Annotated in this window: 17 protein-coding genes and 1 tRNA gene; 16 read left to right on the top strand and 2 right to left on the bottom strand. The window is 49.6% G+C overall.

Annotated elements, in window-relative coordinates:
• The first annotated feature begins 38 nt into the window (after nucleotides 1–38).
• From NYE29_RS09200 to NYE29_RS09155, 10 genes are all read left to right on the top strand, one after another.
• Nucleotides 39–1,298, top strand: coding sequence for a DUF438 domain-containing protein (locus NYE29_RS09200; protein WP_340895569.1), 1,260 nt, complete (start codon nucleotides 39–41; stop codon nucleotides 1,296–1,298).
• A gap of 319 nt (nucleotides 1,299–1,617) precedes the next feature.
• Complete coding sequence (locus NYE29_RS09195) at nucleotides 1,618–2,568, top strand: ROK family glucokinase (protein WP_038584650.1); 951 nt, start codon at nucleotides 1,618–1,620, stop codon at nucleotides 2,566–2,568.
• A 46-nt stretch (nucleotides 2,569–2,614) separates the two neighbouring features.
• Complete coding sequence (rapZ, locus tag NYE29_RS09190; RefSeq protein ID WP_076113245.1) at nucleotides 2,615–3,514, top strand: RNase adapter RapZ; 900 nt, start codon at nucleotides 2,615–2,617, stop codon at nucleotides 3,512–3,514.
• A 57-nt stretch (nucleotides 3,515–3,571) separates the two neighbouring features.
• Nucleotides 3,572–4,507, top strand: coding sequence for a gluconeogenesis factor YvcK family protein (locus tag NYE29_RS09185; protein ID WP_179091833.1), 936 nt, complete (start codon nucleotides 3,572–3,574; stop codon nucleotides 4,505–4,507).
• Between the two features lie 42 nt (nucleotides 4,508–4,549).
• On the top strand, nucleotides 4,550–5,479 hold the full coding sequence (whiA, locus tag NYE29_RS09180) for a DNA-binding protein WhiA (protein WP_076113244.1): 930 nt from the start codon (nucleotides 4,550–4,552) through the stop codon (nucleotides 5,477–5,479).
• Nucleotides 5,480–5,576: 97 nt separating this feature from the next.
• Nucleotides 5,577–5,846, top strand: coding sequence for an HPr family phosphocarrier protein (locus NYE29_RS09175; protein ID WP_019914358.1), 270 nt, complete (start codon nucleotides 5,577–5,579; stop codon nucleotides 5,844–5,846).
• Nucleotides 5,847–5,993: 147 nt separating this feature from the next.
• Nucleotides 5,994–6,518, top strand: coding sequence for a GNAT family N-acetyltransferase (locus NYE29_RS09170; RefSeq protein ID WP_340895563.1), 525 nt, complete (start codon nucleotides 5,994–5,996; stop codon nucleotides 6,516–6,518).
• A 126-nt stretch (nucleotides 6,519–6,644) separates the two neighbouring features.
• Nucleotides 6,645–7,403, top strand: coding sequence for an SIMPL domain-containing protein (locus NYE29_RS09165; RefSeq protein WP_076113242.1), 759 nt, complete (start codon nucleotides 6,645–6,647; stop codon nucleotides 7,401–7,403).
• A 236-nt stretch (nucleotides 7,404–7,639) separates the two neighbouring features.
• Nucleotides 7,640–8,740: a PdaC/SigV domain-containing protein gene (locus NYE29_RS09160; RefSeq protein WP_083675845.1), complete on the top strand. Its 1,101-nt coding sequence runs from the start codon at nucleotides 7,640–7,642 to the stop codon at nucleotides 8,738–8,740.
• A gap of 121 nt (nucleotides 8,741–8,861) precedes the next feature.
• Nucleotides 8,862–9,500: a GDSL-type esterase/lipase family protein gene (locus tag NYE29_RS09155; protein WP_340895558.1), complete on the top strand. Its 639-nt coding sequence runs from the start codon at nucleotides 8,862–8,864 to the stop codon at nucleotides 9,498–9,500.
• Between the two features lie 100 nt (nucleotides 9,501–9,600).
• On the opposite strand, the gene clpP is transcribed toward NYE29_RS09155, so the two are convergent.
• Both clpP and NYE29_RS09145 read right to left on the bottom strand, forming a co-directional pair.
• Nucleotides 9,601–10,197 (bottom strand): ATP-dependent Clp endopeptidase proteolytic subunit ClpP, encoded by a 597-nt coding sequence (gene clpP, locus NYE29_RS09150; RefSeq protein ID WP_038584671.1) that lies wholly within the window; start codon nucleotides 10,195–10,197, stop codon nucleotides 9,601–9,603.
• Nucleotides 10,198–10,390: 193 nt separating this feature from the next.
• A tRNA-Arg gene (locus NYE29_RS09145) sits at nucleotides 10,391–10,465 on the bottom strand.
• A gap of 332 nt (nucleotides 10,466–10,797) precedes the next feature.
• Here NYE29_RS09145 and NYE29_RS09140 point away from each other — a divergent pair.
• The 6 genes from NYE29_RS09140 to eno all read left to right on the top strand — a co-directional run bounded on the left by NYE29_RS09140 (nucleotide 10,798) and on the right by eno (nucleotide 17,947).
• Nucleotides 10,798–11,850 carry a sugar-binding transcriptional regulator gene (locus tag NYE29_RS09140; RefSeq protein WP_076113240.1) on the top strand — a complete coding sequence of 351 codons (1,053 nt, stop codon included), beginning with the start codon at nucleotides 10,798–10,800 and terminating at the stop codon, nucleotides 11,848–11,850.
• A 116-nt stretch (nucleotides 11,851–11,966) separates the two neighbouring features.
• Nucleotides 11,967–12,977, top strand: coding sequence for a type I glyceraldehyde-3-phosphate dehydrogenase (gene gap, locus NYE29_RS09135; RefSeq protein ID WP_076113239.1), 1,011 nt, complete (start codon nucleotides 11,967–11,969; stop codon nucleotides 12,975–12,977).
• Between the two features lie 110 nt (nucleotides 12,978–13,087).
• Nucleotides 13,088–14,269, top strand: a complete 1,182-nt coding sequence (locus NYE29_RS09130; protein ID WP_076113238.1) for a phosphoglycerate kinase — start codon at nucleotides 13,088–13,090, stop codon at nucleotides 14,267–14,269.
• 33 nt (nucleotides 14,270–14,302) lie between these two features.
• Nucleotides 14,303–15,058 carry a triose-phosphate isomerase gene (tpiA, locus tag NYE29_RS09125; protein ID WP_340895555.1) on the top strand — a complete coding sequence of 252 codons (756 nt, stop codon included), beginning with the start codon at nucleotides 14,303–14,305 and terminating at the stop codon, nucleotides 15,056–15,058.
• Nucleotides 15,058–16,602, top strand: a complete 1,545-nt coding sequence (gene gpmI / locus NYE29_RS09120) for a 2,3-bisphosphoglycerate-independent phosphoglycerate mutase (protein WP_038584686.1) — start codon at nucleotides 15,058–15,060, stop codon at nucleotides 16,600–16,602. The genes tpiA and gpmI overlap by 1 nt, the downstream gene beginning before the upstream one ends.
• Nucleotides 16,603–16,660: 58 nt before the next feature.
• On the top strand, nucleotides 16,661–17,947 hold the full coding sequence (eno, locus tag NYE29_RS09115; RefSeq protein ID WP_038584689.1) for a phosphopyruvate hydratase: 1,287 nt from the start codon (nucleotides 16,661–16,663) through the stop codon (nucleotides 17,945–17,947).
• Nucleotides 17,948–18,109 lie beyond the last annotated feature (162 nt).

Below are 18,109 nucleotides of genomic sequence, written 5' to 3'. Positions count from 1 at the left end.
TATCTGCAAGACAATATGATAAAAGGAGCGGAATCCCAATGAGTGAATTGATTAACAACCGCGAAGTAGATGTACCAGAGCAGACACGCCGGCAGGCGATGCTCAAAGAAATTATAAAGGAACTTCATGCCGGAAAAAGTGTAGAAGAGGTCAAAGCACGCTTCGCAGAAGCGGTAGGCGATGTTACGGTGGCGGAGATTTCCGCGATGGAGCATTCACTGATGACGGAGGAGGGTATTCCTGTAGCGGAGGTCCAGCGCCTGTGTTCGGTGCATACGGCCATCTTCAAAGGCTCCATTGAGCAGATTCACCGTTCCTCGAACCCGGAGGAGCAGCCTGGTCACCCCGTGCATACCTTCAAGCTGGAGAACCGTGAAATCGAACGTCTGGTCAACTTCCGCCTGGAGCTGCATGCCGGCAAATTTCTGAAGAATGACAGTGAAGAAATCATCTTCAAGCTGCTGGAGGATCTCAGCCTGCTGCTGGATCTCGACAAGCATTACAGCCGTAAGGAGAACCTGTTGTTCCCCTATCTTGAGAAATACGGAATTTATGGCCCGACCAAGGTCATGTGGGGTGTGGACGACGGCATCCGCGCGATGATAAAAGAGGCTAAAGCTGCACTCAGCCAGTATAACGGCCAAGCCGAGGACATCGGAGTTATGCTTACGAACATCATCCAGGAAGTAAATGAGATGATCTTTAAGGAAGAAAATATTCTGCTGCCGATGGCGCTCGACAAGCTGACCGAGGATGAATGGGTCAAGATAGCCAGAGAAAGCGACGAGATCGGCTTCTGCCTGACTGCACCGGAGCAGGAGTGGATTCCTGAGCGTGCTGACGAACCGGAAGGAGCTGCAGTGCAGAGTGAAACTGTAGGCGAAAGTCCGCAGGGCTTTATCCGTTTCGAGACGGGCCTCCTGTCGCTTCATCAACTTGAGACTGTGCTGAACCATCTGCCGGTCGATTTAACGTTCATTGATGAGAATGATGTAGTCCGCTATTTCTCACATGGTAAGGAACGGATTTTCGCCCGGACCAAAGCGGTTATAGGTCGCACGGTGCAGAACTGCCATCCGCCGCAAAGCGTTCATGTGGTCGAGAAATTACTGGAAGACTTTAAGGCGGGCCGCAAGGATGCCGAGGATTTCTGGATTGCGATTAAGGATAAATTTATCTACATCCGTTATTTCGCCGTCCGTGATGAAGCAGGCCGCTATATGGGTACGCTGGAGTTCACACAGAATATCGCACCGATTCGTGCGCTGGAGGGGCAAAAACGCATTTTGTCAGAATAATGACAAGAATGATTTACTACAGATGTTCCTCGCCGGTTAACCCGGAAAATCCACCTGACTTCCCGCCCCTAAAGGCCGGGAGGTCTTTTTTGCACCCGTAAAAACCTGTTTTAGTTCTAATTAATCCCGGCTCTGCATTTCTTAACAATGCCATGTGCATTGTCCATGTATCTTACCCGGCCAATAAATTCATGTGCTCTGGATGGCTTAGCTTTCAAATTAGCCGGGTGTGTCGCCTTTCCTTGACCGCAGAGAAAGCTTCTATTATAGTGGGTACGTAGGATTAACTATTTTAGCATAGAAAAAGGTGGCTTGTTACATGTCTGAAAATATCTACGTTGGCGTGGATTTAGGTGGAACCACGATTAAGGTTGGAATCTGCAATGCCGAGGGGAATCTGCTGCACACTTATGAAGGTCCTACAGGGACTGCGGATGGCGTCGATGCCGTCATCGATAACATCGAGAAGTATGTGCGCCAGATTGTGGAGGACTCTCCATACTCTTGGGATCAGCTTGCCGGTGTAGGAGCGGGCCTTGCCGGGTTTACGAACATTCGTGAAGGAATCATCATCCTTGCGCCTAACATAGGTTTTAGAGATGTGCCGATCCGCTCCATTCTGGAGAACCGATTGAACAAGCCTGTGAAAATAGACAATGACGCGAATGTGGCTGCACTGGGCGAAGCCTGGAGCGGTGCAGGACGCGGGATTGAGAATTGCGTCTGCTACACACTGGGAACGGGTGTTGGCGGCGGCATTATCATTAACGGCAAGGTGTATCAAGGATTTGCCGGTCTCGCCGGTGAACTGGGCCATATCTCTGTAGTGCCAGACTTGGAAGCGATCCAGTGCGGCTGCGGCAATATGGGTTGTTTGGAAACCGTTTCCTCTGCTACGGGAATTATCCGTATGGCCAATGATGCTGTAGCACGCGGGGACCGCACCTCTCTGTCATTGGTAGAGAAGATTGCGGCGAAGGAAGTATTTGATGCGGCAAAAGCGGGCGACGAAGTTGCAATTCGTATTGTTAACCGTGCAGCGTTCTATCTGGGCAAATCCATTGCGGCGGTAGCTGCGGTGCTTAACCCTGAAGTGTTTATCATTGGCGGCGGTGTCTCCAAGGCAGGAGATATACTGTTTGACGAGGTCCGTCGTGTATTCGCCAAGCTGACTCCCGAACCATTGCAGAAAGGCGTTACCATCGTTCCTGCCGAACTGGGTAATGACGCTGGTATTATTGGGGCCGCCGGTCTCTTGTTGCGTTCTTAATAAGCTGGAATTATTCATATACTAATTTTAGGGAGGGGACGCTTTAATGACCGAATTGGAGCAATCTCCGTCGGCTAGTGCCACCCTGATCATTATTACGGGTATGTCGGGTGCAGGCAAGACCATTGCTGTACAAAGCCTGGAGGACCTCGGGTTCTTCTGTGTCGATAATCTGCCGCCGGTGCTGATCCCGAAATTCGCCGAGCTGATTGAGCAGTCGAAGGGGAAAATTGCCAAAGTGGCGCTCGTAATTGATCTGCGGGGGCGGGAGTTTTTTACGGCTTTGTCGGAGTCGCTGGCCTACATCAAAAACGAGTCAACCATCGGCTGCGAGATTCTGTTTCTGGATGCAACGGATTCTGTGCTTGTCCAGCGCTACAAGGAGAGCCGGCGGCATCATCCTCTGGCTCCCAAAGGGATGCCGCTTGACGGCATCCGGCTGGAGCGTCAGATGCTGGAAGAGCTGAAGGATTCCGCTACACTGTGTCTGGATACCAGCAGCATGAAGCCGGTGCAGCTGAAGGAGAAGATTGTATCGCGGTTTTCGCATCTTGGAAAAAGCACACTCTCCGTTAACATTACCTCGTTCGGATTCAAGTATGGCATTCCGATCGATGCAGACCTCGTATTTGATGTCCGCTTCTTGCCTAACCCACACTATGTGGATCAACTGCGGCCCAAGACTGGCCAAGACAGCGATGTCTACGATTATGTAATGAAATGGCCTGAAACGCAGACGTTTCTGACCAAGCTGCTGGATATGCTTCATTTCCTAATTCCGCAATACCGCAAGGAGGGCAAATCCCAGATTATTATCGGCATCGGCTGCACAGGCGGCAAACACCGTTCGGTAGCGATCGCGGAATATTTGGGCAAAATGCTTGGAGTTAGCGAGACGGAATCCGTAGCGGTTAGCCATCGGGATTCCGAGCGTGATCGGCATTAACGAGAGAAGGGATCATTAGTGGCTGAAGAACAAGGGCAGCGTCCGCGTATCGTCGTGATGGGCGGCGGTACCGGTCTGTCTGTCATGCTTCGCGGTTTGAAGGAAAAGCCGCTTGATATTACGGCTATAGTTACTGTGGCGGATGACGGGGGCAGCTCCGGTATTCTGCGCAGCGAGCTGCAAATGCCGCCGCCAGGCGATATTCGCAATGTGCTCACGGCTATGGCTGATGTAGAACCGCTGATGGCGGAGATTATGAAATACCGCTTCAGCAGCGGAGAAGGACTGGCCGGACACAGCCTCGGCAATCTTATTCTTGCAGCGCTTACGGATATCTCCGGTGACTTTGTCACCGCTGTCCGTGAGCTGAGCCGGTTGTTCGCCGTTCGCGGCAGAGTGCTGCCGGCTGCGGGGCACGCTGTGGTGCTGCATGCGGAGATGTCGGACGGCACGATTATTACCGGCGAGTCCAAAATCCCGGAGGCCGGCGGACGGATCAAACGCGTCTTTCTGGAGCCGGCTGATGTGGAACCGCTGCCGGAGGCGCTGGAGGCCATCCGTAATGCGGATGCCATCCTCTGCGGCCCCGGAAGCCTGTATACCAGCATTCTTCCCAACCTGCTGGTGCCGAAGCTGGCGGAGGCCATTGTAGAATCCGAAGCGATTAAGATCTTTGTCTGCAATGTGATGACCCAGCCTGGTGAAACGGATAATTACACGGTCAGTGATCATCTTCAAGCGGTATATGATCATGTCGGCCTGCACTTATTCGATTACGTCATTGTCAACGATGGCGAGATTCCGGAGCAGGTTCAGGTCAAATATGCGGAAAAAGGTGCCCGCCCGGTGCTGCTTGACCGGGATGTGCTGGACGGCAACGGTTATAAGGTCATTGCCGATAAGCTGGTCTTATTCAAGACTTATCTCCGGCATGACACGAATAAACTCAGTCATCATATTTACCAGTTAGTGAAGGACTGGAAATCCAGATAGTTCTGGTTTGATTTTTGGATGAACATGAAAGAGGTGAGCCCCTTGTCTTTTGCGGCCCTTACAAAAAAAGAGCTGACGATGGTGGAGAGCCAGCCTTGCTGCGAGAAAGCGGAAATGTCAGCGCTGATCCGAATGAATGGTTCGGTGCAGCTTTCGAGCAAAAAGGTAGTTCTCGACATTTCGACGGAAAACGCCGCGATTGCAAGGCGGGTATATTCTTTGCTTAAGAAATATTACCAGGTCCATATCGAGCTGCTCGTGCGTAAAAAAATGCGTTTGAAGAAGAATAACGTTTATATCGTAAGAATCCCAAACCGTGTTCAGGAGATCCTGAAGGATTTGCGGATTGTTTCCGAAGGTTTCATCTTTACCGATGGGATCGACAAGGAAATCGTCGGTAAAAACTGCTGTAAGCGCGCATATCTGCGTGGTGCATTTATGGCGGGGGGATCGGTCAACAACCCGGAGGGTTCTTCCTACCATCTGGAAATCGCCTCCATGTATGAGGAGCACTGTAAAGCGCTGGTGGATCTGGCTGGAGAATTTCACCTGAACGCCCGCTGCATAGAGCGCAAGAAAGGCTTTATCCTATATATCAAGGAAGGCGAGAAAATCATTGAATTTCTCAGTCTGATTGGAGCGCATCAAGCGTTGTTTAAATTTGAGGATGTGCGGATTATGCGCGATATGCGCAACTCCGTGAACCGGATCGTCAACTGTGAAACGGCGAATTTGAACAAAACGATTAGCGCTGCGGTGCGGCAAATTGAGAACATCAAGCTGCTGCAGCGTGAAGTGGGACTGGAAAGCCTGCCGGATAAGCTGCGCGAGGTCGCTGAAATCCGTTTGGCACACCCGGACATCAACCTCAAGGAAGTGGGCGAGATGCTGAAGGGAACGGTCAGCAAATCCGGTGTAAACCACCGTTTGCGCAAAATTGACGAGCTGGCTGATAAGGTTCGGGGAAGCTGATTATTTTTTTTCTAGTGTGGATGAGGTTATAATGATATAATATTATAAAATTAATGTGAAATTTTTGGGCAGATCTCAAATAGGGGGTAAGCGTTTCATGACAAAGCACCCGGTAGTTGTACGGTTGAAGACGGGGCTCCACGCTCGGCCGGCAGCATTGTTCGTGCAAGAAGCTAACAAGTTTTCGTCGGAGATTTTCGTGGAAAAAGACGATAAAAAGGTTAACGCCAAAAGCATCATGGGCATTATGAGCCTGGCGATCAGTTCCGGCACGGAGATTTATATTAGCGCGGATGGCGCCGATGCGGATCAAGCTGTAACCGCTTTGACTAGTCTTGTAAGCAAGGAAGAGCTTGAGAACCAATAATTTTGCAAGGTCTTACTTATTCGTACACCAGAAACGTTGCTGCTCTCCCTCTCCGGGAGACAGCCAGTTTAAAAAGCCCCTTTGCGGGCTTTTTTTATTACCTTGTTTAGGAAATTTGAATTTGATGAAACTACAAGGAGAATGAGCATGCACAATCAGGTGACTTTAGCAGAGCCGACAGTAGAGCTGGCGCCGCAGTACTTGGCATTTTATGAGGAATGGCTGGCAGGCGGAGAGATGTTCGTTCCTTGGGTAGTTGGCATTGATCCTACCGACTTCGCGGCTATGGTCCGGTATTTGCAGGATAACGCGGATGGCGTAAATCTTAAAGAAGGCTGGGTACCTAGTTCTACATACTGGTTGGTGAATGCCGATTCCAAAGTGGTGGGTGCAGTAAATATAAGGCATCGCCTGACTGAGAAACTGCTTCAGAGCGGGGGACATATTGGATATGGGATACTTCGCTCTGAGCGGCGCAAGGGATTGGCAACCGAGCTTCTGAGACAGGCCTTGCTGAAGGCGGGTGGGCTTGGGATTACCAAAGCGCTTGTCGTTTGCGATGACAGCAATATCGCTTCCGAACGGACGATCCGCAGAAACGGCGGGCTGGAGGATAGTTCATACATCGAAGAGGACGGCAACGTGATCCAGAGGTTTTGGATTGAGACGTGAAATGCAGGCAGAATGTAGCCTCTGCAAATTTTTTCTTCAGAAGCGTTGGGGGATATGCAACTTTTGCCAAGCAGTTCCGTCTAGAGGGTACCAACAATTTTTGGAGAATGAAAGGGGATGGCAAGGATGAAGAAATGGGGTAAAACAGTCGGTACCGTATTGCTGGCGGGAAGTTTATTGGTAGGGGGTACGGCGTTAAGTGGAGTGCTTCAGGCTCCTGAAAAGGCTTACGCTGCTGAGGACGTGCAGAGAAATGTCGTTAGTGTTGTAGGTAAAGGCGAGCTTTCGATCAAGCCGGATATCGTATATCTGTCAATCGGCGTCAGCACCTCTGCTGCAACAGCTGAAGAAGCACAGAAGTCCAATGGAGCCAAAATCACTAAGCTGACCAACCTGCTGAAAAAAACCTGGGGTATCGCGGATAAGGACATTCAGAGTACCCAATTTTATGTGCAGCCTAATTACGCCTACACTGAAAAAGACGGTCAACAGGTTAAGGGTTATAACGCCCAGCACACGTTGCAAGTCTCCTATCGTGATCTGACTAAGGTCGGGGAACTGCTGGATGCCGCTTCTACCGCGGGAGCGAATAGCATCGGAAGTGCACGGTTTGCCATCGAGGATCCTTCTGCATTCGAAGCACAGGTTATTGAGAAAGCAATGGCTAATGCGGATGTGAAGGCAGCCGCGATTGCCAAAGTGGCCAAACGCAGTCTGGGCCAGGTCGTAACGGTTATCCAGAACGATGATGGTAATAACCCGGTTGTCTATATGGAGAGCGCTCAAATGTCCAAAGCATCGGCTGATATGGCTGCAGGCACTTCGGTTGAAGCGGGAGAGGTTAAAGTATCCACCCAGCTTAGTGTAATGTATGAGCTGAAATAAGTAAGCAACGGGTGAGGCGTTGCTTCCGCTGTGATGGCGGAGGCAACGTCTCTTTTTGCTTTTGAAGTATAGAAGCAGGTGTGAAATCTCTCAATTTGTTTAAATTAATGTAATAAGACTCGTAATATTTGCAGGGAAACTTTAAGAAACTGTAAGGAGCGTTGTAACAACCACGGTTGCTGTTTATTCTATAATGGGAAGAGTCAATCATCGTACCAGTGGAAGGGGAAAAAAGTATGAAGTATATGTCGAAAGAACAGGCCCTTAAATGGGGCGCAGGATTAATGGCAGCAGGATTGCTGCTGGGCGGAGCTCTTCTGCCTGCAGAGACGAGCCAGGCCGCAGCGGCCAAGACACAGGCTAAGGTCAATTCATCACTGGTTGTATTAAAAACAAACGGAACGATTTCACAGCATACCGGGATCGTAAGCGCAGGGAAAGTATGGGTGCCGGTTGCTTTTATGCGTGATACTCTGGGTATGCCGTTGACTTATGATAAAACGGAGAAAACTTATACGGTCGGAAATGGAATTACACGAACCAAGCTGATGGTCTCCGATTACGGCACCTCCATCTCGGTCAATAATTATTTCCTGGGAGAGTTTGAAGGCAAGATTATAAATAACCGTCTGTATGTGCCCTTTGATCTGCTCAGCGATTATTTGGGCTATAAGGGGGATTGGAATGCTGCCTCCGGACGGTTAAATGTGATGAAGAAAACACAAAATCCAATTACGGTAACGACTGAAACTTACAGCAAGGACTACAAGGACGCGCCGATTAAGCTGGATTACCCGCAAATCAGCGGTTTGGACAATGCCAAGGCGCAGGCAGCGATTAATAATACCCTTAAGCAGACGTTCCTCAAGTATGCGGAAGGGGCTGAGAAGGAAATTGCCAATAGAGCCAAAGATGACCGCCCCTATGAATACGAAGGAGGATACGTGGTTACGTACAATCAGGACGGGGTGCTCAGCCTTGTGACCAGCCAGTATGGGTATACCGGCGGCGCTCATGGAATGACCTTCCGCAATGCCTTTACCTTCTCGCTCAAGGACGGAAAGCAGCTATTGCTTGGAGATTTATTCGGTGCCAACCCCAACTATAAAAAAGAGCTTAATGCAAAGCTGGCGAAGCTGCTGAAAGCAAATGGCGGGTATCTTGGCGGCTTTACCGGCCTGAATACGGAGAAGGATTTCTATTTGAAAGACGGCAAGGCGGTCCTTTTCTTCCAGTTGTATGAATACACTGCATATGCTGCCGGATTCCCTGAGTTTACTTTCACGTTCAAGGAGCTGCTCCCCAGCGGAAGCGGTCCATTTGCCGCATTGAAGTAAATACAGTGACCGGGCTGCGAATCCGCCAATGCCGGATACGGACATTTCTCCGTTACCGGATCACCTAACCGTTCATAAGCTAAAGGAGAAACCAGCTTAGGAGCGGGGAGGGAAAGTAACGATGAGTATTCAGTATACGGCGATTGGCGATTCGTTAACGACAGGATTTGGAGCTCTGCCGGGCAATGGGTTTGTTCCGGTCTACCGCCGGATGGCCGAGGCGCGGCTGCGGGTACCGATCGAATTATCCAATTTGGGAGTCAACGGTTTGACCACAGATGGATTGGAGCAGAGGCTGAAGGGGGATTACAACTATCGGCTTGCCATCAGCGAGGCTGAATTGATTACGATGTCCATTGGCGGCAACGATTTGATCAAGGCGGCCAAAGCGGCGGGCGGCCGGCCGGGCGATCTGGCTCCGGTACTGCAAAAAGCGCTCCGGGAATGCAAGCGTAATTTGAATGACATTATGGGCACGCTTTCGCAGTTGAAGGCGGGCATGCGGAGACCCTATATTATCAGAATAGTAGGACTGTATAACCCCTATCCCCAGTTGACAGAAGCGACGGATTGGGTGCGGCAGTTTAACCGCTATGCTGCGGGATATAGCAGCCCGGTATGCCGGTTCGCCTCTATATATAATGAGTTTGCCGGCAACGAGCGGGGGCTGCTGTCAATTGATCATTTGCATCCTAACGGAAGAGGTTACCGTGTTATCGCCGGGAAGCTGGACACGTTGGGGTATGGGCGTCTGGGGTAATTCTTCATCAATAGAATAATGTACCTGAACTATAAAACAGCAAAAGAGGCTGGCGGGGATCACTTTGTGGTCCCAACCAGCCTCTTTGTTGTTGCTTGTATTAAACGCCGGCAGGCAGCGTCTTCTCGATAACTTTATCGACAATACCATATTCAGCTGCATCAGCTGCACTCATGAAATAGTCGCGGTCGGTATCCTTTTCGATCCGTTCCAGCGGCTGTCCTGTGCGCTCGGATAGAATGCGGTTCAGCTTGTCGCGCAGCTTGAGGATGCGGCGGGCGCGGATTTCGATGTCCGTTGCCTGACCTTGAGCACCACCCAGAGGCTGGTGAATCATAATTTCGCTGTTAGGGAGTGCAAAACGTTTGCCTTTGGCACCGGCGTTCAGCAGGAAAGCTCCCATCGAAGCGGCCATACCTACGCAAATCGTCGATACATCCGGTTTGATGTACTGCATTGTATCAAATATAGCCATACCCGCTGTAATGGAGCCACCAGGGCTGTTTACATACAGGTGAATATCCTTCTCCGGATCCTCGGCAGCCAGAAACAGCATTTGCGCGATGATGGAATTGGCTACCACGTCATTAACCTCCGTTCCAAGGAAAATGATGCGGTCCTTCAGCAGGCGGGAATAGATGTCATAAGCGCGCTCACCGCGGTTGCTCTGTTCTACTACCATAGGAATATAACTCACGTGGAAAACCTCCTTGAATTGGTTCTTCGAATGTGTTCATTTTTACTGTTACCGTATTAACCACATGATAAACAAATTCAAACAAAAAGTCAAAGAAAGTCAAACTTAGTTGCAAAAAAAAAGAGCCATCACCTGGCTCTTTGGTTAATCAATAGTATGGGTGCTGCTAAATTATAGACAAATAAGAAAATAATGGCGCGCCCGCCAAGAATCGAACTTGGATCTCAGGCTTCGGAGGCCTACGTCATATCCATTGGACCACGGGCGCAACAGAAATTATTATAATACACTTATTATGCAAATGCAATGGATTCATCCTGTTGTTTGGAAAATATCTTTTCCCGGATCTCTGTGGCCTCATTTTCAGCCCGGCCGGAAGTATACAGTTTGGGCGTTTGTGCGGCCAGCACAAGACTTTCAGCCCCTTACATGGCTTGGCAGATGTATAAGATGAAAAGAGGTTGAGAATTATACTCTCGGAAGACTTGCACTCCACGTAATATTTGGGTAGAATATGGGTGGGACTTAAAAAGTTAACCCGGGACATTTTGAGACCACGAACAAGGGAATAGAGAAAGACGAAGTTGCAGGAGTGAAAGCATGCGTAATTTATTAGAAATCCAAAAGCAGCTTCTGCCTGATCTCATGGAAACCCTTAAGAGACGGTACACGATTCTACATCAGATCATGCTGTCCGATATTATCGGACGCAGGACGCTCGCCGCTTCGCTTGATATGACTGAGCGGGTACTGCGCGCCGAGACGGATCTTCTGAAATCGCAAGGGCTCATTGAGATCGAGAGTGTCGGCATGCGCATCAGCGATGCCGGGCGCAGACTGCTTGACCTGCTGGAGCCGATCGCCAAGAGCTTGTTCGGCCTGGATGATCTGGAAGAGAAGATTCGCTCAACGTACGGTCTTAGTAAAGTCATAGTAGTGCCTGGCGATTGTGAGACATCGCTGTTTACCAAACGTGAGCTGGGCCGGGCAGGCGCCAAAGCGTTGCTGGGTGTGCTCCGTGCAGGCGATACGATTGCTGTCACCGGCGGCTCGACACTGGCCGAAATGGCCGATCAGCTGACACCGCCGTTATCCCATTCCTATAAGAACGCCTGGATTGTTCCGGCGCGCGGAGGACTTGGGGAAAGTATGGAGATTCAGGCCAATACCATTGCTTCGACGATGGCCAAACGGCTTGGAGCCAATTATCGGCTGCTGCATGTGCCCGATCTGCTCAGCGGAGATGCTTATCAATCGCTGGCGCTGGACTCCAATATTGGAGAAATCGTGCAAATCATCCGCAGATCGCGTATTATTGTTCATGGAATTGGCGATGCCATTGAAATGACCCACCGCCGTAAGCTTGATGAGGCTACGGTCTCGGAAATACAGGAAGAAGGCGCGGTTGCCGAATCGTTCGGCTACTATTTCAATGAAGACGGCCAGGTAGTCCATACCATGCTGACGATGGGACTGCGACTGGAGGATATTATCCGGACGGAAGTTGTCATCGGAATCGCCGGAGGCAAACGCAAGGCGAAGGCCATCCATGCGATGCTGCGGTTTGGGCAAGAGGACATACTCGTCATAGACGAGGCAGCGGCTGTCGAAATCGGCAAAGAAATCGACACACAAATACAGCAGATCCTATAGCATCCAGTTTCTGGAGAGCATTCGCAGTTATTTTGCATTATACTTAACATTGTTGTCTTGACAAGCTTAACGGCCTGTCTTGAATAAATAAAACGAAATCTAGGAGGAACTATTCAATGAGTGTAAAAGTTGGTATTAACGGTTTTGGACGTATTGGACGCCTTGCATTCCGCCGTATTCAAAATGTAGAAGGTATCGAAGTGGTAGCAATCAATGACTTGACTGACGCTAAGATGCTTGCTCATTTGCTTAAATATGATACAACTCAAGGTAAATTCCAGGGTGAAGTTGAAGTTCACGACGGATTCTTCAAAGTGAACGGCAAAGAAGTTAAGGTTCTGGCTAACCGCAACCCTGAAGAACTTCCTTGGGGCGACCTCGGTGTTGACATCGTGCTGGAATGCACAGGTTTCTTCACAACTAAAGAAGCAGCTGAGAAACACTTGAAAGGCGGAGCTAAGAAAGTAGTTATTTCCGCTCCAGCTACAGGCGACATGAAAACTGTCGTTTACAACGTTAACCATGACATTCTGGATGGTACTGAAACAGTTATCTCTGGCGCATCTTGCACAACTAACTGCCTGGCTCCAATGGCAAAAGTGCTGAACGACAAGTTCGGTATCATTGAAGGCTTGATGACAACTATCCACGCTTACACTGGTGACCAGAACACTCTTGATGCTCCACACGCTAAAGGCGACTTCAGACGCGCCCGTGCTGCTGCTGAGAACATCATCCCTAACACTACCGGTGCTGCTAAAGCCATCGGCCTGGTTATTCCAGATCTGAAGGGCAAACTTGACGGAGCTGCTCAACGTGTGCCTGTAGCTACAGGTTCCCTGACTGAGCTGGTTACTGTTCTTAACAAGAGCGTTACTGTTGAAGAGCTGAACGCAGCAATGAAAGAAGCTTCCGATCCAGAAACTTACGGCTACACTGAAGATGAAATCGTATCTTCCGACATCAAAGGCATGACTTTCGGTTCCCTGTTCGATGCAACACAAACTAAAGTCCTGACTGTTGGCGACAAACAACTGGTTAAAACTGTTGCTTGGTACGACAATGAAATGTCTTACACTGCACAACTCGTTCGCACTTTGGAACACTTCGCTAAACTTGCTCAATAAGATCGTTTTTATATAAGCAGCATCTATAGAGCGGAAACAGAAGTTCCTTGTTTCCGCTCTTTCTAAATGGATTCGTGAGTGAACCAATATGGGTGTGGAGGAAACTAATCATGAACAAAAAGAGCGTCCGTGATGTAGAAGTAGCAGGCAAACGCGTATTTGTACGCGTCGATTTCAATGTGCCAGTGGAAGACGGTAAAATCACTGATGATACACGTATCCGCGAAACACTTCCAACGATTAAATACCTGATCGAGAACGGTGCAAAGGTCATTCTGGCCAGCCATATGGGCCGTCCTAAGGGTCAATTCGTTGATTCCATGCGCCTTACCGGTGCTGCTGTACGTCTGTCCGAGCTGCTCGGCAAACCAGTTGCCAAAGCTGATGAAGCGATCGGCGATGCTGTTAAAGCACAAATTGCTGAACTGAACAACGGTGATGTACTTGTGCTTGAGAATGTCCGTTTCTATCCGGGTGAAGAAAAGAACGATCCTGAACTGGCTAAGCAGTTCGCGGAACTGGCTGACCTGTTCGTCAACGACGCATTCGGCGCAGCTCACCGTGCACATGCTTCGACTGAAGGCATCGCTCACTTCCTGCCGGCTGTATCCGGTCTTCTGATGGAGAAAGAATTGTCTGTTCTGGGCAAAGCTCTTTCGAACCCTGAGCGTCCTTTCACTGCCATCATCGGCGGTTCCAAGGTTAAAGACAAGATCGACGTTATCGACAACCTGCTGACTTTGGCTGACAATGTACTGATCGGCGGCGGCCTTTCTTATACATTCACTAAAGCTCAAGGCTTCGAAATCGGAAATTCCTTGGTAGACAACGACAAACTTGATGTCGCTCTTGGATTTATCGAGAAGGCTAAAGCACTGGGCAAAAATTTCGTACTTCCGGTTGACGTAGTTGTAGCCGATAAGTTCGGCGCAGACGCCAACACCAAAATTGTTGATACAACTGACATTCCTGCTGAATGGGAAGGTCTGGACATCGGTCCTAAAACTCGTGAAATTTATGCCGATATCATCAAAAACTCCAAGCTGGTTGTATGGAACGGACCTATGGGTGTGTTCGAAATCGACATCTTTGCTGAAGGTACAAAGGCTGTAGCGCAGGCTTGTGCGACAACCGAAGGTTACACTGTAATCGGTGGCGGTGATTCCGCAGCTGCAGCAGAGAAATTCCACCTGGCTGACCAAATGGATCATATCTCCACTGGCGGCGGCGCATCACTCGAGTTCATGGAAGGCAAGGCACTTCCTGGCGTAGAAGCACTGAACGACAAGTAAGACGTAGACGGTAGAAGGAGGCAATCCATTACTATGAGTAGAACACCTATTATCGCCGGGAACTGGAAGATGTTCAAAACCGTTCCGGAAGCAGAAGGCTTCATCGCTGAAGTCAAAGGCCAAGCAAAAGTAGCAGGCGTAGAGACTGTTGTTTGCGCTCCATTTACTAACCTGCCAGCACTGGTAGCAGCAGTAAAAGGCACAAGCATCAAGATCGGTGCACAAAACCTGCACTTCGAAGATAACGGAGCTTACACAGGTGAAATCAGCGGTGTAATGCTGAAGGACCTTGGCGTTGTGTATGTTATCATCGGGCACTCCGAACGTCGCGCTTATTTTGGCGAAACGGACGAAATCGTGAACAAAAAGATGCATGCGGCATTCCGTCACGGCATCACTCCAATTGTTTGTGTAGGCGAAAAGCTTGAAGAGCGGGAAGCTAATCAAACAAAAGATGTGTGCAAAGTTCAAACCGAAGCTGCATTTGCCGGTCTCAGTGCCGAACAGGCTGCTCAGGTGGTTATCGCCTATGAGCCTATCTGGGCCATTGGCACAGGCAAATCCTCCACTTCCCAGGATGCCAACGAAGTTATTGCTTATATCCGTACCCTTGTAAAAGGTCTGTATGATGAAGCAACTGCTGAAGCTGTACGTATTCAATACGGCGGCAGTGTGAAGCCTGAGAATGTAACGGAGTACATGAGTCAAAGCGACATCGACGGCGCTCTTGTCGGCGGTGCCAGCCTGCAGCCAGCTTCCTTTGTTTCACTCGTTGAGGGGGCGAAGTAATGTCAGCACCAAAACCTGTAGCGTTAATCATCATGGACGGTTTCGGTTTGCGCAATACGACTGAAGGCAACGCTGTTGCTCAAGCCAACAAGCCTAACTATGACCGTTACCTGAAACAATATCCGAATACCACACTGACCGCTTGCGGCGAAGCTGTAGGTCTGCCGGAAGGACAAATGGGTAACTCGGAAGTCGGACACCTTAACATCGGTGCCGGACGTATCGTATATCAGGATTTGACCCGGATTGACAAGTCTATCCGTGACGGAGAATTCTTTGATAACGAAACGCTGGTTGCTGCTGTAAGAAACGCCAAATCAACCGGCAAAAAGCTTCATCTGTATGCGCTGGTCTCCGACGGAGGCGTACACAGTCATATCAGCCACCTGTTTGCCATGCTTGATCTGGCCAAGAAAGAAGATATGCACGAAGTGTATATTCACGCATTCATGGACGGCCGCGATGTACCTCCTGACAGCGGACAAAAGTTCGTTCAGGATCTCGTAGCCAAGATTGAAGAGGTTGGCGTAGGTAAGATTGCTACGGTATCCGGGCGTTACTTCGCAATGGACCGTGACAAACGCTGGGAGCGTGTAGAGAAAGCCTATCGTGCTATGGTATATGGCGAAGGTCCGAAATATACCGATGCCCTGCAGGCGATCACAGCCTCCTATCAGAATTCCGTGTATGATGAATTCGTTGAGCCTAGTGTTATCGTAGACAGCAACGACAAGCCGGTTGCGGTAGTGGAAAGCGGCGATTCCGTTGTGTTCCTGAACTTCCGCCCTGACCGCGCGATTCAGCTGTCCCAAGTCTTTACCAACTCGGATTTCCGTGGTTTTGACCGGGGTCCTTTGTTCCCGCAAGGCCTGCACTTCGTATGTCTGACTACATTCAGCGAAACGGTGCAGGGCTTCGTGGCCTACTCACCGAAGAACCTGGATAATACCTTGGGTGAAGTGCTGGTACAGCAGAACAAGAAGCAATTGCGTATTGCGGAAACTGAAAAGTACCCGCATGTAACCTTCTTCTTCAGCGGCGGACGCGATGAAGAGCTTCCTGGGGAAACCCGCATCCTGATCAACTCTCCTAAAGTAGCAACTTATGATCTTCAGCCTGAGATGAGCGCATACGAAGTGGCGGCGGCCTGCGTAGCGGAAATCGAAGCGGATAGACAAGATGCTATTATCCTTAACTTCGCGAATCCTGATATGGTTGGACACTCCGGCATGCTGGAGCCAACAATCAAGGCTGTTGAAGTGACGGATGAATGTGTGGGTAAAGTTGTGGATGCCGTTGTAGCCAAAGGCGGTGTGGCAATCATCATTGCCGACCACGGCAATGCGGATATGGTATTTGACGAGAACGGACGTCCGTTCACGGCTCATACTACCAACCCGGTTCCTTTCATCGTAACTACTGAAAATGTTGTACTGCGCGAATCCGGTATCCTTGCTGATGTGGCACCGACGATTCTGGATCTGATGGGACTTCCGCAACCAGCGGAAATGACCGGACAATCCATGATCGCCAGCCGTAAATAAGCAGGATTTAAGCTTCACCATCACTACCAAAACCCATGATAAAAGGAGATTAACTTACATGACTATTATTTCTGATGTGTACGCTCGCGAAGTCCTCGACTCCCGCGGTAACCCTACTGTAGAGGTTGATGTTTATCTGGAATCCGGCGCTAAAGGCCGCGCTATCGTTCCTTCCGGCGCTTCCACTGGCGCTCATGAAGCTGTAGAGCTTCGTGACGAAGACAAAAACCGTTACCTGGGCAAAGGCGTTCTGAAAGCTGTTGAGAACGTAAATGAAATCATCGCTCCTGAAGTAATCGGTATGGACGCTCTTGACCAACTGGGCATCGACAAATTGATGATCACTTTGGACGGTACTCACAACAAAGGCAAACTCGGCGCTAACGCAATTCTGGCTGTATCCATGGCCGTAGCCCGCGCTGCTGCAGCAGCTCTGGATGTACCTTTGTATGTATACCTGGGCGGATTCAACGCTAAACAGCTTCCAGTACCAATGATGAACATCGTTAACGGCGGCGCACATGCCGACAATAACGTAGACGTTCAAGAGTTCATGGTTCTGCCAGTTGGCGCACCTAGCTTCAAAGAAGCACTGCGTACAGGCGCTGAAATCTTCCACGCTCTGAAATCGGTACTGAAAGCTAAAGGCCTGAACACAGCAGTTGGCGACGAAGGCGGATTCGCTCCTAACTTCACTTCCAACGAAGATGCATTGTCCTCCATCATGGAAGCTATCGAAAAAGCCGGTTACAAACCAGGCGTTGACGTATTCCTTGGTATGGACGTTGCTTCCACTGAGTTCTTCAAAGATGGCAAATACCACCTGGAAGGCGAAGGCAAATCCTTCACACCAGCTGAATTTGTTGACCTGCTCGCTTCTTGGGCTGATAAATACCCAATCATCACCATCGAAGATGGCTGCTCCGAAGATGACTGGGAAGGCTGGAAATTGCTGTCCGAGAAACTCGGCAACAAAATCCAACTCGTTGGCGATGACTTGTTCGTAACCAACACTGAGCGTCTGGCTAAAGGTATCGAAGAAGGTATCGGTAACTCCATTCTGATCAAAGTTAACCAAATCGGTACTTTGACTGAAACTTTCGATGCTATCGAAATGGCTAAACGTGCAGGTTACACTGCAGTTATCTCTCACCGTTCCGGTGAATCCGAAGACAGCACCATCGCTGATATCGCTGTGGCAACCAATGCCGGCCAAATCAAAACAGGTGCTCCTTCCCGTACAGACCGTATCGCTAAATACAACCAATTGCTTCGTATCGAAGATGAACTGGGTGAATTGGCTCAATACAACGGCCTGAAATCCTTCTACAACCTCAAAAGATAATTATTTTTGAGTCAAGCTTTTCAAAGAGTCTGCCGGTTTCCGGCAGGCTCTTTTTTATTATGGCTTTAGCCAGTTGAGTACGCGAAGCGTGCGAAACAAAAAACCACCTGCTATGCGGGTGGTGTAGTGATGCTTATAGCAAAAAACCACCTGATGCGAGCG

The organism is Paenibacillus sp. FSL M7-1046 (genome assembly GCF_038007405.1).
In the GTDB taxonomy this organism is placed as follows: domain Bacteria; phylum Bacillota; class Bacilli; order Paenibacillales; family Paenibacillaceae; genus Paenibacillus_AQ.
This window is presented reverse-complemented; position numbering and strand designations above follow the sequence as displayed.